Source organism: Allosaccharopolyspora coralli (assembly GCF_009664835.1).
Classification (GTDB): domain Bacteria; phylum Actinomycetota; class Actinomycetes; order Mycobacteriales; family Pseudonocardiaceae; genus Allosaccharopolyspora; species Allosaccharopolyspora coralli.
The window spans coordinates 1569378-1583950 of the sequence record NZ_CP045929.1; the positions used below are offsets into that span (position 1 = coordinate 1569378).

At 69.8% G+C, this 14573-nt stretch carries 14 protein-coding genes; 6 read left to right on the plus strand and 8 right to left on the minus strand.

Annotation, left to right across the window (positions count from 1 at the left end; all coding sequences use genetic code 11):
- Window positions 1-63 precede the first annotated feature (63 nt).
- The 4 genes from lipB to lpdA form a co-directional block, all read right to left on the minus strand.
- Complete coding sequence (gene lipB / locus GIY23_RS07480) at window positions 64-810, minus strand: lipoyl(octanoyl) transferase LipB (protein ID WP_154075981.1); 747 nt, start codon at window positions 808-810, stop codon at window positions 64-66.
- A gap of 29 nt (window positions 811-839) precedes the next feature.
- Window positions 840-1727, minus strand: a complete 888-nt coding sequence (locus GIY23_RS07485) for a TIGR01777 family oxidoreductase (RefSeq protein WP_154075982.1) — start codon at window positions 1725-1727, stop codon at window positions 840-842.
- Between the two features lie 185 nt (window positions 1728-1912).
- Entirely contained in the window at window positions 1913-3712 is a 1800-nt protein-coding gene (gene sucB / locus GIY23_RS07490; RefSeq protein ID WP_154075983.1) for a 2-oxoglutarate dehydrogenase, E2 component, dihydrolipoamide succinyltransferase, read from the minus strand.
- A 51-nt stretch (window positions 3713-3763) separates the two neighbouring features.
- The gene (gene lpdA, locus GIY23_RS07495) at window positions 3764-5134 is read right to left on the minus strand and encodes a dihydrolipoyl dehydrogenase (protein WP_154075984.1); all 1371 of its coding nucleotides are present in this window, start codon (window positions 5132-5134) and stop codon (window positions 3764-3766) included.
- Between the two features lie 234 nt (window positions 5135-5368).
- Between lpdA and GIY23_RS07500 the strand changes: the two genes are divergently transcribed.
- Window positions 5369-5716, plus strand: a complete 348-nt coding sequence (locus GIY23_RS07500) for an oxidoreductase (RefSeq protein WP_154075985.1) — start codon at window positions 5369-5371, stop codon at window positions 5714-5716.
- 48 nt (window positions 5717-5764) lie between these two features.
- On the opposite strand, the gene GIY23_RS07505 is transcribed toward GIY23_RS07500, so the two are convergent.
- Window positions 5765-6280: an OsmC family protein gene (locus GIY23_RS07505; RefSeq protein ID WP_228717596.1), complete on the minus strand. Its 516-nt coding sequence runs from the start codon at window positions 6278-6280 to the stop codon at window positions 5765-5767.
- Window positions 6281-6454: 174 nt separating this feature from the next.
- A complete protein-coding gene (locus tag GIY23_RS07510) occupies window positions 6455-7948 on the minus strand; it encodes a leucyl aminopeptidase (protein ID WP_154075986.1) in 1494 nt (497 codons plus the stop codon).
- Window positions 7949-8199: 251 nt separating this feature from the next.
- Between GIY23_RS07510 and GIY23_RS07515 the strand changes: the two genes are divergently transcribed.
- The gene (locus tag GIY23_RS07515; RefSeq protein WP_228717597.1) at window positions 8200-9453 is read left to right on the plus strand and encodes an APC family permease; all 1254 of its coding nucleotides are present in this window, start codon (window positions 8200-8202) and stop codon (window positions 9451-9453) included.
- A gap of 4 nt (window positions 9454-9457) precedes the next feature.
- Window positions 9458-10105, plus strand: coding sequence for a DUF402 domain-containing protein (locus GIY23_RS07520; RefSeq protein ID WP_154075987.1), 648 nt, complete (start codon window positions 9458-9460; stop codon window positions 10103-10105).
- A 311-nt stretch (window positions 10106-10416) separates the two neighbouring features.
- Here GIY23_RS07520 and GIY23_RS07525 read toward each other — a convergent pair whose 3' ends face one another.
- Window positions 10417-10713: a hypothetical protein gene (locus tag GIY23_RS07525; protein ID WP_154075988.1), complete on the minus strand. Its 297-nt coding sequence runs from the start codon at window positions 10711-10713 to the stop codon at window positions 10417-10419.
- A gap of 137 nt (window positions 10714-10850) precedes the next feature.
- Between GIY23_RS07525 and GIY23_RS07530 the strand changes: the two genes are divergently transcribed.
- The 3 genes from GIY23_RS07530 (at window position 10851) to GIY23_RS07540 (ending at window position 13521) form a co-directional block, all read left to right on the plus strand.
- Window positions 10851-11954 (plus strand): branched-chain amino acid aminotransferase, encoded by a 1104-nt coding sequence (locus GIY23_RS07530; protein ID WP_154075989.1) that lies wholly within the window; start codon window positions 10851-10853, stop codon window positions 11952-11954.
- Between the two features lie 183 nt (window positions 11955-12137).
- Complete coding sequence (locus GIY23_RS07535; protein ID WP_154075990.1) at window positions 12138-13229, plus strand: WD40/YVTN/BNR-like repeat-containing protein; 1092 nt, start codon at window positions 12138-12140, stop codon at window positions 13227-13229.
- A gap of 7 nt (window positions 13230-13236) precedes the next feature.
- The gene (locus GIY23_RS07540) at window positions 13237-13521 is read left to right on the plus strand and encodes a ubiquitin-like small modifier protein 1 (protein WP_154075991.1); all 285 of its coding nucleotides are present in this window, start codon (window positions 13237-13239) and stop codon (window positions 13519-13521) included.
- Between the two features lie 307 nt (window positions 13522-13828).
- Here the strand turns inward: GIY23_RS07540 and cobS are convergent, their stop codons facing one another.
- Entirely contained in the window at window positions 13829-14572 is a 744-nt protein-coding gene (gene cobS, locus GIY23_RS07545) for an adenosylcobinamide-GDP ribazoletransferase (RefSeq protein ID WP_154075992.1), read from the minus strand.
- Window position 14573 lies beyond the last annotated feature (1 nt).

Below are 14573 nucleotides of genomic sequence, written 5' to 3' on the forward strand. Positions count from 1 at the left end.
CCTCACGGCTGTTCGTGACCGGAGCTCTCAGCGCCCCGCGATCGTCTGGTGTCCTACCCGCTCTCAGCGGAGGTCGGGGTCGAGGGCGAGGGTCATGCCCGCGGCCTCCGGCGTGGCGCGGGTGAGGTCCCGTTCGGCGACGGGGAGCGTGCCGTCGAGGACGTCGAGCACCGCCTGCCGCACCAGCGGCATCGCCTCGTCCACCGTGACGTCCCGCTCCAATTCGGCGGACAGCGAGGTCACCCCGGCGTCGGCGATGCCACACGGCACGATCCGGTCGAATTCGCCGAGGTCGGCGTTGCAGTTCAGCTCGAGGCCGTGCATCGTCACGCCCCGCTGGACGCGGATGCCGATCGCCGCGATCTTGCGTTCCGGACGGCCGTCACCTGCCGCGAGCCACACACCGCTACGTCCGTCGACCCGGCCGGTGTCCAGGCCGAACTGGTCGCACACGTGGATGAGGGCCTGTTCCAGCCTGCGCACATAGGCGACCACGTCGATGGGGTCGGCGAGCATCACGATGGGGTAGCCGACGATCTGGCCCGGACCGTGCCATGTGATCTTTCCGCCGCGATCCACGTCGACGACCGGCGTGCCGTCCTGCGGCCGGTCCTCCGGTTCGGTGCGCTTGCCCGCCGTGTACACCGACGGGTGCTCCAACAGCAGGAACGTGTCCGGGCCCTTGCCGTCGGCGCGGGCGTCCAGGGTCTGTCGTTGCAGCTCCCACGCGGACAGGTAGTCGATCGTGCCGAGGTGCCGGACCTCGACCGGCTCGGCGGAGGTCCGGCAGGAAATGTCAGCGCCAGTCACGTCGACCAGCGTACTCACGGGCCGGGGTGTCACGGCGCCACGGCGGCCAGTGCGGCCTCCAGCGTGGGGTGCTGGAACGGGTAGCCGTGCTCGATGAGCTTCGCCGGAATCGCCCGCTGGCCCACCAGCGCGCCCTCGTCGGCGAACTCGCCCAGCACGGCCCGCAGCGCGAAACCGGGTACCACCCACGGCGCCGGGCGGCCGAGCGCGGTCGCCAGAGCATGGGTGAACTCGACGTTGGTCACCGGCACCGGCCCGGTCACGTTCACCGGCCCGGACAGCTCGGGGTTCTCCAGCACGAACCGGATCGCCGAGACCTCGTCGTCCAACGAGATCCACGGCATGTACTGCCGTCCGCTTCCGATCCGTCCCCCGAGCATCAACTTGAACAACGGCTTCAAGGGACCGAGCAGGCCACCGGCGGGGGAGAGCACGAGGCCGGAACGCAACAGGGCAACCCGGGCGCCGCCGTCGGCGGCCGGTGCCGTCGCCTGCTCCCACTGTCTGCACATGTCGGCGAGGAACCCCGAACCGGAGCCGGAGTCCTCGGTGACCTGCTCATCGCCGGTGTCGCCGTAGTAGCCGACGGCGGAGGCGTTGAGCAGCGCCGGGATGCCCTGCTCGGCCACTGCCCGGGCGAGGACCGTGGTGGCCTGGGTGCGGGACGAGACGAGTTCACGCTTGCGCTGCTCGGTCCACCGCTTGTCGCCGATACCGGCGCCGCACAGGTTGATCACCGCCTCGGCGCCGTGGAGCGCACCGTCGTCGAGATGCCCTCGTGCGGGATCCCAGCCCCGCTCGTCCGGTGCCTCCGGCTCCCGCCGCACCAGCCGGATCACCTCGTGTTTGCCCTGTCGCAACGCAGGCACGAGGCTGGTGCCGAGCAAACCGGACGACCCGGCGATCACAACGCGCATGACTCGATGCTCCCGCACTGATCGTTTCGGCGCACCCCGTTCGGCCCACAGTGGACCGTCCAGTTCCTCACACGGTCACGAAGAGTCACCGGAACGCCACGGGGGCCGCCCGTCGAGTGACGAGCGGCCCCCGGGAAGGCGCGTGAGTCTTTGTGGTGCCTATAGCCACCACAAAGACTCACGCCTCACAGACCGAGGTCGGCCTCGAACGAGCCTTCTTCGAGGCGCTGCTTGAGCGTGGTGAGGAACCGCGCCGCGTCCGCGCCGTCGACCAGGCGGTGGTCGTAGGACATCGCCAGGTACAGCATCGAACGGATCCCGATCGTGTCCTCGCCGTTGGCGTCGGGGACGACCACCGGGCGCTTCACGACGGTGCCGGTCCCGAGCATGCCCACCTGCGGCGGGTTCAGGATCGGCGTGTCGAACAACGCTCCCCGGCTGCCCGTGTTGGTCAGCGTGAACGTGCCGCCGCTGAGCTCGTCGGGCTTGATCTTGTTGTCCCGGGTGCGCTCCGCGAGGTCGGCGATCTTGCGGGCGAGGCCGCCCAGGTTGAGATCACCGGCATCGTGGATCACCGGGGTGAGCAGGCCGCGCTCGGTGTCGACGGCGACCGCGAGGTGCTCGGCACCGTGGTAGGTGATCTCCTTGCGTTCCTCGTCGATCGAGGCGTTGACCACCGGGTGCAGCTTCAACGCCTCGACGGTGGCCTTGGCGAAGAACGGCAGGAACGACAGCTTCACGCCCTCGGAGGCCTCGAAACCGGCCTTCGCACGGTCCCGCAGGCGGGCGATGTTCGTGACGTCGACCTCGACCACCGTGGTGAGCTGCGCTGCGCCGTGCAGCGACTCACGCATCCGCTGTGCGATGACCTGACGCAGCCGCGACATCTTCTGCGTGGTGCCCCGCAGTGCCTGCGCCTCGGCGGAGGGCTCGACCGCGACGGCGCTCGGCCGGGCCGGAGCCGCCGGTGCGGACGCCTGCTGTGTCTGCTTTCCGTCGACGGCGGCCTGGACGTCCTGTTTGCGGATCCGGCCTCCGACCCCGCTGCCCTTGATCGCGGACAGGTCGATGCCGTGCTCGTTGGCGAGCTTGCGGACCAGCGGTGTCACGTACGGTGCGCTACCCGCGTCGGCCTGCTGTGCCGGAGCCGCTTGTGCCGCGGCGGGCTGCTGTCCCGGGCTGGGCTGCTGCTCCGGTGCGGAGGTTTCCCGCGCTGGTGCCGGTGCCGGAGCCTCGCGCGCGGGCTCCGCCGGGGCTTCCTCCTTCGCCGGTGCGGCGCTCGCCGCGGCTTGCTGCTCGGCGGGAGCGGACTGCTGCTGCTCGGCGTCGGTGGAGGCCGGGGCGGCGCCCTGTTCACCGACGACCGCGAGCTTGCCGCCGACCTCGACGGTGTCGTCCTCCTGGGCGGCGATCTCGAGCACCGTGCCCGCGACCGGGGACGGGATCTCGGTGTCGACCTTGTCGGTGGAGACCTCCAGCAGTGGCTCGTCGACCTCGACGCTGTCGCCGACCTGCTTGAGCCACCGGGTGATCGTGCCCTCGGCGACACTCTCGCCCAGTGCGGGCATCTCCACGTCGGTGCCCGACGAGCCGCCTGCCGCCTCTTGCTGGGCGGGGGCTTGCTGAGCCGGGGCCTCTTGTTGGGCGGGGGCTTCCTCAGCCGGGGTTTCCTGCTGAGCCGGGGCTTCCTGCTGAGCAGGCGCCTCCTGTGCGGGCGCCGACGCCTCGGCGGAGGAGGACCCCTCCGCCGAGTCACCGATCACGGCGAGCTCGCCGCCGACGTCGACGGTGTCGTCCTCCTGGGCGACGATCTTCTGCAGGACGCCCGCCGCGGGGGACGGGATCTCGGTGTCGACCTTGTCGGTGGAGACCTCCAGCAGCGGCTCGTCGACCTCGACGGTCTCGCCTTCCTGCTTGAGCCACCGGGTGATCGTGCCCTCGCTGACGCTCTCGCCGAGGGCCGGCATCTGAACGGAGAAGGTCATCTGCTTGCTGACTCCTCGATGTGTGGCGGGGTGCTTGGCGGGGTGGCCGGCTCAGCCGTGGACGTGCAGTGGCTTGCCTGCCAGGGCGAGGTGGGCCTCGCCGAGCGCCTCGGTCTGGGTCGGGTGGGCGTGGATGAGCGGCGCGACGTCCTCGGGCAACGCCTCCCAGTTGTAGATGAGCTGGGCCTCCGCGACGAGCTCGCCGACCCGGTTGCCGACGATGTGCAGGCCGACGACGGGACCGTTCTTGGCGCGCACGACCTTCACGGCTCCGGGGCTCTTGAGGATCTGGCTCTTGCCGTTGCCTGCGAGGTCGTAGGTGAACGCCTCGACCTCGCCGTGCTGCTGCTCGGCCTCGGACTCGGTGAGTCCGACGGAGGCGACCTCCGGCTCGCAGTAGGTCACACGGGGAATGCCCGCCTCGTCGATGACCTGAGGGTCGAGTCCGGCGATGTCCTCGGCGACGAAGATGCCCTGGGCGAAGCCGCGATGGGCGAGCTGCAGCCCGGGCACGATGTCACCGACGGCCTTCACGCCGGGGACGCTGGTGTTGAGCCGCTCGTCGGTGGTGACGAAGCCGCGCTCCATGCTCACGCCGACCTGCTCGTAGCCGAGGCCCTCGGTGGTCGGACCGCGGCCGACGGCGACCAGCAGCAGGTCCGCGTCGAGCGTGTCGCCGGTCTCCAGGCTGACCTGCACGCCCGAGTCGGACTGCTCGGCGCCGGTGAACTTCACGCCGGTCTTGAACTTGATCCCGCGTTTGCGGAACGCGCGCTCCAGCTGCTTGGAGGCGAAGACGTCCTCGTTCGGGACGAGGTTCGGCAGCGCCTCGACCACGGTGACCTCGGCACCGAAGGAGCGCCACACGCTGGCGAACTCGACGCCGATGACGCCTCCGCCGAGAACGACGACCTTGTCCGGCACGGTGTCCATGGTCAGCGCCTGCTCGGAGTCGACGATCCGGCCGCCCAGCTCGAGCCCGGGCAGCGTCTTGGAGTACGAGCCGGTGGCGAGCACGACGTTGCGCCCCGTGTAGCGGGTTCCGTCGACGTCGACGGTGTTGGCGTCGACGAGGGTGCCGTTGCCTTCGACGAAGGTGACCTTGTGGGCCTTGGCCAGTCCCTGCAGGCCCTTGTAGAGCTTGCCGACGATGCCGTCCTTGTAGCTGTTCACCCCCGCCATGTCGATGCCCTCGAGGGACGACTTGACGCCGAACTGGTCGCCCTCGCGGGCGGCGTCGGCGATCTCGGCAGCGTGCAGCAGGGCCTTCGTGGGGATGCAGCCGCGGTGCAGGCAGGTACCGCCCAGCTTGTCCTTCTCGATCAGGACGACGGACATGCCCAGCTCGGCGGCGCGGAAGGCACAGGCGTAGCCGCCCGAGCCGCCACCGAGAATGACCAGATCGGCGGAGTTGTCGGTCACTTTGCGTACTCCTCGACAGGCAACGTTGACGTTCGGTGAGGTACCGGGGTCCGCAGCCGACGGAAGTTCGCCCGGGGCCGAGGCACCCAGGCCATCTTGTCACCACGGCTGACCTCGACGCGACGTGGGCTCGCCGGAAACCCGTGGGGACGACTGAGATCACAATCCGGGACGAACCTCACACCTCACCCATGCTCACGGTGGCACTATCGAGGGTGAAAGGAGGCGAATGCGGTGGGTTTGTTCGATCGGCTACGCCGTCGCGGGAAGAAGCCGAGCCGGGCGGCGGTCTCGGACGACGTCGATCACCTGCGCGAATGGGCGGAGACCCGGCGCGGCGTCGAGGCCTTCCTCGAGCCGCCGACCGTCATGACGCAGACGACCTTGATGCTCGTCGCCCACGACGGTGAATGGACGCGACGCCGGGTGGCCGGGCACGATGCGGCGTTCAAGCTGGCTCGTAAGCTCCGCATCCCCATCTACGAGGTGGCCAAGGTCGGCTATCCGCAACGTATGCGCGACCGCCAAGCGCGGGAGCGTGCGTTGCGGAAACGCGCACACCGGCAGTCGTTGGAGGACTGAGCACCACGGAGTCGGGGGACGCCGTGCTCCGCAGGCCGGGGACCCGAGTCAGTTCGCGACGCGCACCGATACCTCGTGACGCACCGGGAAGTTCACCGATCGCGCGATGTAGCAGAGTTCGTGCGCGCGCTCGTGCAACGCCTCGGCGACCGCGACGCTGGCGTGGTCCTCCACGGTGACCTCCGGGGCGAGCACGACCTGCTCGAACCAGCCCGGCCCGTCCGCGCTCTCGGCCATCGTGCCGCGCGCCGCGTCGTGGTAGCCGATCACGACCACGCCGGATTCCGCCGCGAGGTGCAGGTACCAGAGCATGTGGCACTGCGAGAGCGACGCGACCAGAAGCTCTTCCGGGTTGTAGCGATCGGCGTCGCCACGGAACGTCGGGTCAGCGGAGGCCTCGATGGGCTCCCGGCCGTCGACACGTACCTCGTGGATGCGCTGGTAACTGCGGTAGCTGCTGGTGCCGTGACCGGTGTTGCCGGTCCACACCACCTCGACCGCGTAGTCGTGTCGTGCGCGCACGGCCGGGGCGTCACGGCGGTCCTGTTCGATGTTGTCGGTCACCCGGCCATCGTCGCATCCCTCCCGGCCCGTGTAGTGATCTTTTCGAGCGGATCACAGTGGCTGGTTCGCGGGTGTGACGACGGTGCGAGGGGCCTGAAGGCACAGCCGCCCCGCAGAAGCCTCTTCCGGTCGATTTCCGCGACGGGACGGCGGCGCCCCGGTGCCTCGTGTGCGTCAGCCGTTCTCGGCGATGTCGGCCAGGACCGCGCCGATGGTGCGGACCGGGACTCCGGTGCCGCCCTTGCCGGTGTAGCCCCACGCGCCCTTGGTGTTCCAGGCAGGGCCTGCGATGTCGATGTGTGCCCACTGCACGTCCTCGGCGACGAACTCACCGAGGAACACTCCCGCCGCGAGCATGCCGCCCCAGCGGTTGCCGGTGATGTTGGCGAGGTCGGCGAGCTTGGAGTCGAGTTCGCCGCGCAGTTCCTCCGGCATCGGCATGGCCCAGCCGCCCTCGCCGACGCCTTGCGACAGCGAGGCGACCCGGTCGCGGAACTCCTCGCTGCCGAGCACGCCCGGGGTCCGGGTCCCGAGTGCGACCAGCTGGGCGCCGGTGAGCGTGGCGGTCTCGACGAGGTAGTCGGGTTCGTCCTCGCATGCGCGGACCAGCGCGTCGGCCAGGATCAATCGGCCCTCGGCGTCGGTGTTGAGCACCTCCACGGTCTTGCCGCCGTACATCGTGAGGACGTCACCGGGACGGTAGGCGGTTCCCGACGGCATGTTCTCGGCCATCGGGATGGTGGCGGTGATCTCCAGCGGGAAGTTGAGCTCGGCGGCCAGCACCATGCTCGCCACGATCGCCGCGGCCCCGGACATGTCCGAGGTCATGTCCTCCATGTTCGCCGCGGGCTTGATCGAGATGCCGCCGGTGTCGAAGGTGATTCCCTTGCCGACCAGCGCGACCTTCTTCGAGCCCTTGGTGCCCTTGTGTCGCATCCGCACCAGACGCGGTGTGCGCGTGGAGCCACCGCCGACGCCGAGGACGCCGCCGTAGCCGCCCTTGCGCAGGTCGTCGTCGTCGAGCACCTCGACGTGCAAGCCGGCGGTCTTGCCGAGTTCGGCGGCCCGCTCGGCGAACGAGGCGGGGAACAGGTCGTTCGGCGGCGTGTTGATGAGGTCGCGCGCCGTCGTGACGGCCTTGCCGATGGCGGTCGCGCCCTTGAGCGCGGATTTGTTCGTGTCGTCCTTGGCGCTGTCGACGACGAAGTCGACCTTGCTCACCGGGTCGTCGCCCTTGTCGGACTTGTACGCGGTGAACGTGTAGGCGCCCATCACGGTGCCCTGGACCGCGGCGGAGAGGTCGAGCGCGGACAACGTGGTCGCGGCGTGCGAGACACCTGCCAGAGAGCGGGCGGCGGCACCCGAGGCCCGGCGCACGGCCTCGGCACCGATCTGACCGTTCGCGTCCGGCTTGCCGAGCCCGACCGCCAGGAGCACGTCGGCGCGCAGCCCGTCGCCTGCGGGCAGTTTCACGACCTCGTCGGCCTTGCCGGTCGCGCCGAGCGTGCTCAGAACCTTGCCGAGGTCACCCGAGAACGCGGACGCGACCCGCTCTGCGCCCACGGCGAGTTCGGGGCCGTCGGAACCTTGGACGGTACCGACGACGAGTGCGTCCACGGTCAGTTTGGCTGCCGCGGTATCGGTGAGGTTGAGCTTGGGTGTGGTCACGTGCGGGTCCTCCGGAACCGGTCTGCGTGGCCGTCGCAGGGTGGCGGCGGCCAGCATCGGATAGGCATGCTGTCGAGCACTCTAGAACGCCGCGTCGTGCTCAGAGCGCACCGGCGGGCGGTGAAGATTTCCCGGTCGGATCGCTCGTACTCCGGTGATCCGGTTCTAGACTCGGCGGGGCCCGCTCGAGCAGTGACCGTTGTCGAGCGCGCACGGGAGACAGGATCGATCGGCCGAACGAGGGCGGTGCGGTGGCACAACAGCCTGCGACCCATGAGGGCGAATCGCCTTCGGTGCTGCGTACGAGCGCCGCAGCGGTGGCGTTGGCACTCGGGGGGATGCTCGGCGCCGGGGTGTTCGTCGGCGTGGGCGCGGCCTCGGCCGCCGCGGGCGGGCTGGCCCTGCTCGGACTCCCGCTCGCCGTGCTGGCGGCCGTGTGCTGCGCCGTCTCCTCGGCGGAGAGTTCCGAGAGCTACCGCGGTCCGGGCGCCGCGTACGGCTGTGTGCGGGCGAGGCTGGGTATCGTGCCTGCGCGAATCGCCGCGAGCAGCCACTTCGTCGGTTACGCGGCCCTGATCGCGGCGCTCGCGGGGGCGATCGGCGAGTATGCGGTGCCCGGCGGTTCGCTCGGCATCTCGCTGGCCGTGCCGTTCGTCGTCGTGCTCGCGGCGACCACGGGTCTGCGCCTGCGCGGGACCGCGGCGTGGCTATGGCTGCTGGGCACGTGCACCGTGCTCGGACTCGTCGTCGTGACCTGTTTGGCCATCTCCCCGCCGGAGCGGACGCCGGGGGTGGACGTGGAACCACTGGGGATCGTGGCCGCGGCCGGGACATTGTTCGTCGTGTTCCTCGGGTTCGAGCGGTTGACCGCACCGGACGACGAGTCGCAACGGTTCCCTCGGGTGACGATCCGGCGAGGGCTGATCGTCTCGCTCGTCGCGGCGACCATGATCACCGCCGTGGTGGCGGTGGCGTTGCTGCGGCAGTTCGGCGGAGCACGACTCGGGCTGGCCCCGGCTCCGTTGCGCGACGTTCTTGCGGCCGCGGGTGCGCAGGGACTCGAACCGTGGGTCGGCGTCGGCGCGGCGCTGGTGATGCTGCCGGTGCTGCTCGGTGCGGTGGAGACACTGCGTTCGACCGCACTGGCGGTCGTGCGGGACCGGGATCTGCCTGCCGGACTCGCCAAGACGGGCTCGCACGGCACGCCGTGGCTTCTCGACATGCTCGGGGCCGCGGCCGCCGGTGCGTTGACGGCGTTGCTCGATCCGGCTGCCGCCCTCGCACTGGGCGCATGCTGCGTCCTGGTGCACTACGCCTTCGCCAACGCCGGTGTCCGGATCCTGCTCGCCGAGGACCGGACATGGCCGCAGCGCACCGCCTGCCTCGGGATGGCGCTGTGTGTGGTCCTCGCCGTGAGCATGCCGGTGCCCGCGCTGACCGGGGCGGCCGGTGCCGCCGTGCTCGGCCCGCTCGTCGGTGGCCTGGTCTCGAGACGATGGAGCTGAGCCTGTGCTGACCCGGTGGAACGAAGGGGACCGGCTGTTGTACCGGTTCTGCAGGCTGGACGGCTCGCTCGGCACGGTGCACCCGGCGCGGGTGGTCTCCGACGAGGCGGACCGGGTGCTGTGCTGGGTGTTGCCCGGTACCCCGATCCGGATCACCACCTCACCGGACGGCCGCACGCCACGGCAGATGCCGCTCGACGAACGGTTCAGCGGGCGGAGGGTGCCCGCACGGTCGACATGGCGGACCCACCCGACGTTGCGGCTGGTGTTCGAGCACGAGTGGTCGTCGGTGTGGTGGTTCTTCCATCCCGACGGGACCTTCCGGAACTGGTACGTGAACCTGGAGGTGCCGTTGGGCCGGGACGCCCACGGGGTGAACAGGGTCGACGGAGTACTCGACCTCGAAGTGACGCCGGACTTGTCGTGGTCGTGGAAGGACGAGGACGAGGTGGAGTGGGCACTGCGCGCGTGCCGGCTCGACACCGGGCATCTGCGGCGACTCCGGTCCGAGGGAGAACGGTTGATCGAGCTGGCCGACGCGGGAAAGTTCCCGTTCGACGGCACCCACTGCGACGCGCGCCCCGATCCTGCATGGACCGTCCCGGAGCTGCCGGACGAACTCGTCGGGGCGGCCGAACCGACCTCCCGGTGAGGCCGCAACCGTCGGTTCGGCAGCGGCGGCTCGTCGAACGGTGCGCTCAGCACTGGGGCGGCGGTACCGGACCACGTCCCCAAGATCCACTATGCGCTCTCAGCCTGTCTGTGTTCTTGTTCTGATGCCCGTCAGGGCATGGTCTTGCGTGCTCAGCCCGAGCACGGTGAGAAGCTCCGGTGTTCCAGGTTCTCGCTCGCAAGGCCGGGGCCGCCGCTGCGTACGTGCTGGTACTCGAGGCGACCCCAACGTCGCGAGCGGCAAGCTGGGACGCCGGTAGGTGACCACCACCGCAGACCACCGACAGCTCTTCAGACGGCCATGAAGAAAAACAGCGTCAGGAGCGCGACCAGGGCGGCTGCCCCTCCGACAGCGCCGCCGGTGAGGTTCTTCGGGAAGAGCACGCCGTGCTTGTTGCGCCACCACGCACCCGCCGCGAACACGCCGCCGGCGCCGAGCAGGCCGCCGAAGAAGCCGAGCCATGCCCAGCCGAAAAGCACCAGCAGGCCGCCGCCGAGCACCATCAGCGCGCCCATGCCCGCGGCGAGCAGATCCTGCGAGACGGTCGTGGGCCCGGTGGTGGCGGGCAGGTTCTGCGAGTGGGTCATGCGCACATCATAGAAGCGTCGTGCCGGTGCGGGTCGGCCGAGCGGTTCTTCCGTCGAGAATCACCGGGAAATTGTCGGAGACCCAAGTTTCGGTGCTCCAGTTCTCAGTGGTCGTAGCGGCGGTATACGGTACGCGCATGACTGATGCTCTGTCGTTCACCCGGACATCCAACCCCACGCCGGCCACCGCGGAGCGTCGCGCTGAGATCCTGGCGAACCCGGGATTCGGGCAGTACTTCACCGACCACATGGTGACCATCCCCTGGACCGCCGACCGTGGCTGGCACGACGCGAAGGTGGAGCCGTACCACGGGTTCCAGTTCGATCCCGCGACGACCGTCCTGCATTACGCGCAGTCGATCTTCGAGGGGCTCAAGGCCTACCGGCAGCCGGACGGCTCCGTGGCAGCGTTCCGCCCCGAGGCGAACGCGGAGCGGTTCCGCGACTCCGCACACCGGATCGCGATGCCGAAGCTCTCGGACGAGCTGTTCCTGTCCTCGCTTCGGGAGCTCGTCGCCACCGACGTGGAGTGGGTGCCCGGCGAAGGTGAGAGCTCGCTGTATCTGCGGCCGTTCATGTTCTCCACGGAGACGAGCCTCGGCGTCAACCGTCCGGCGAACGCCTATCTGTACGTGGTGATCGCGTCCCCGGCGGGCTCGTACTTCGCGGGCGGCATCAAACCGGTGACGGTGTGGTTGAGTCGGGACTACGTGCGCGCGGCCCCGGGCGGGACGGGCGCGGCGAAGTTCGCGGGCAACTACGCGGCGAGCTTCCTCGCCCAGCAGCAGGCCGTCGAGAAGGGCTGCGACCAGGTCGTGTGGCTCGACGCGGTGGAGCACAGCGTCGTCGAGGAGATGGGCGGCATGAACCTGTTCTTCGTGATGGGGTCGGGTTCGGACGCGAAGCTCGTGACGCCGGCGTTGAGCGGGAGTCTGCTGCCCGGCGTGACCCGCCGGTCGCTGCTGACGCTCGGCGAGCAGCTCGGTCTGGAGGTCGAGGAGCGCCGGATCACCACCGACGAGTGGGAGAAGAAGGCGGCATCCGGCGAACTCACCGAGGTGTTCGCGTGCGGTACGGCCGCCGTCGTGACGCCGGTCGGGTACGTCAAGCACGACGGCGGTGAGTTCACCGTCGGCGACGGCAGCCCCGGCCCGGTGACGATGCGGCTGCGCGAAAAGTTGACCAGCATCCAGAAGGGCCTCGAAGCCGACGAGAATTCCTGGATGACGAAGCTGAGCTGAGCACGTCGGCGGAGCGCTCCCTGCGGCGTCCCTCGTTCGAGGGGCGCCGCAGTGCTGTTCGTGGCGCTGTCGGTCCCCGGGAGTAGCCTCCGCGCTGTGACTGGGGTCACTCCGTGGGGGCGATGGATTCCGCTCCCGGCGGACGTCGGTACAGCAGGAACACGACCAGCGGTGGAGGGGAACATGGCACGAACGGTGCTGCTCGCGATCGGGACGCGCAAAGGACTGTGGCTCGCGATCAGCGAGGACGACCGGCGGAGTTGGGAGATCACCGGCCCGCACCTGCCGATGAACGACGTGTTCGCGGTCGCCGTGGACACCCGCGACGGTGCGCGGATTCTCGCAGGCGCCCACAGCGAACACTTCGGGCCGAGCGTGTGGACCAGTGACGACCTCGGCAAGACCTGGCAGGAACCGGATCACGCCCCCGTGGCGTTTCCCGCCGACACCGGCGCCTCGCTCGGCAGAGTGTGGCAACTGGCTCCCGGCCCGGTGGATCAGCCCGATGTCGTGTACGCGGGCGCCGAGCCTTCGGCGTTGTTCCGGTCCGAGGACGGCGGCCGCACCTTCGAGTTCGTTCGCGGTCTGTGGGACCACCCGCACCGGTCCGACTGGTGGCCCGGTTACGGCGGACAGGCGATTCATTCGGTCCTGGCCCACCCGCACGACCGCAACCGGGTCGTGGTGGCGATGTCCACGGGCGGCGTCTACCGGACCGACGACGGCGGCGCGAGCTGGCAGGCGAGCAACAGGGGAATCCGCGCCTACTTCATGCCGGAGAACGAGTACCCGGAGTTCGGGCAGTGCGTGCACAAGATCGCGCAGCACCCGGCGAAACCCGAGCGGTTCTTCGCGCAGAACCACCACGGCGTCTATCGCAGCGACGACGGTGCCCTCACTTGGCAGTCGATCGCGGACGGGTTGCCGAGTGATTTCGGCTTCCCCATCGTGACCCACCCGCACCGGCCGGACGTCGTCTACGGGTTCCCGCTGGTCGCCGACGCCGAACGGTTCCCGCCGGACGGGCGGTGCCGGGTGTACCGCAGCGAGGACGCGGGCACGACGTGGACCGCGCTGGAGACGGGGCTGCCGCGTGAACGGTTCTGGTCGGCCGTCATGCGCGACGCGTTGTGCCTCGATGACGCGGACTCGGCAGGTGTGTACTTCGGCTCGCGCTCCGGCGAGGTGTACGCCAGCAGGGACGAGGGTGAGAACTGGTCGCTGCTGGGCAGCCACCTGCCCGACGTGCTCTCGGTGCGGGCCGCGACGGTGTGAGGTCGAGATGGTGGTGACCGTTCAAGTGCCGAGGATGCTGCGTCCGCACGCGGAGAACGCCCCGGCGTTGGAGATCGAGGTCGAGTCCGGCGCGACGCTCGGCACCGTTCTCGACGTCGTCGCGGCGCGGCATCCGGCGTTGGAACGCCGGTTGCGGGACGAGCAGAAAGTGTTGCGGCGTCACGTGAACTTCTACGTCGACGGCGACGAATGCCGACATGCGGGCGGAACGGCGTTGCCACTGGCCGACGGAGCCGAAGTGCACGTCGTTCCCTCCGTCTCCGGCGGCTGATCGGAGAACGACTGCTTGGCTGAGCTTCCCGCCAGACGACAGAGGCTCGTTCGGTGCCGGTTTCGGTGAGCAAGAACCTCACCTCGCGGCTGGCTGCGGAACCAGGTCGACGCTGTCCTCGCCAGCCACGAGGTGAGAAACGGCGGTGACCAGCCTGCCTAGCCAGCGAAAACCCGATGCCGCAGGGTGCCTGACCGCAAGCCTCGATCCGCGCGACCACCAACCTGCTCGTGGCCCTCGCACGAGTGGCAGCGAAGGTGTCGAGGACTCAGAGTGCATGTGGGTACTGGCCTTGGGGTTTTCCCTCTCATGCCAGGGCGAGTACTGCGAGCGCGAGGGTGGTCGCGATCTCGCAGGAGGCGCCGAGGACGTCACCGGTGATTCCGCCGAAGCGGCGGCGGGTGTGGACGCCGAGCGCGAACACCGTCGCGCCCGCGAGCACGACGGCGACGGGGCCGAGCCACCAGGCGCTGTCGATCACGAAGACGCCGAGCACCGCCAGCGTCGTCCACCACACGGCGACCAGGGCCAGCGCCTGCGATCCGGCGACCAGCGACCCCAGTCCCTCCGGCCGGGCAGCGGGAATTCTGGCGCGGCAGGACAGCACGAAACCGGCGCGGCCCACCGCGACGCCGAGGATCACCGCGAGCCAGTGTCCGCCGACCGCGAGCGCCCCGAGGGCCACGGCCTGTCCGCTCACCGCGAAGATCAACGCCACCACCGCGAAGGGGCCGGTGCTCCCGTCGCGCATGACCTCCAGAGCCCGCTGCGGTGATCCGTAACAACCGAGACCGTCCACAGTGTCCGCGAGACCGTCGATGTGCATCCCGCGGGTCGTGAGGACCAACGCCGCCACCGTGACCAGACCGGCGAGCAGCGGAGGAGCGCCGAACGAGTGGATCGCCCACAACAGGGCCGCGGCGACACATCCCAGCAACGCGCCGACGACCGGAGCCCAGCTGATCGCGCGTCCCGCCGAGCGGGTGTCCACCTCGGACACGTGCACGGGCAGCACGGTCAACCACGACAGCGCGAGACGGAACCCGTCCACG

Excerpts from the sequence above, each read along its gene's own strand:
- sucB (WP_154075983.1), bottom strand. The coding sequence starts at position 3,712 with ATGACCTTCTCCGTTCAGATGCCGGCCCTCGGCGAGAGCGTCAGCGAG.
- GIY23_RS07530 (WP_154075989.1), top strand. The coding sequence starts at position 10,851 with ATGACTGATGCTCTGTCGTTCACCCGGACATCCAACCCCACGCCGGCC.
- GIY23_RS07525 (WP_154075988.1), bottom strand. The coding sequence starts at position 10,713 with ATGACCCACTCGCAGAACCTGCCCGCCACCACCGGGCCCACGACCGTC.
- GIY23_RS07535 (WP_154075990.1), top strand. The coding sequence starts at position 12,138 with ATGGCACGAACGGTGCTGCTCGCGATCGGGACGCGCAAAGGACTGTGG.
- GIY23_RS07485 (WP_154075982.1), bottom strand. The coding sequence starts at position 1,727 with ATGCGCGTTGTGATCGCCGGGTCGTCCGGTTTGCTCGGCACCAGCCTC.
- GIY23_RS07540 (WP_154075991.1), top strand. The coding sequence starts at position 13,237 with ATGGTGGTGACCGTTCAAGTGCCGAGGATGCTGCGTCCGCACGCGGAG.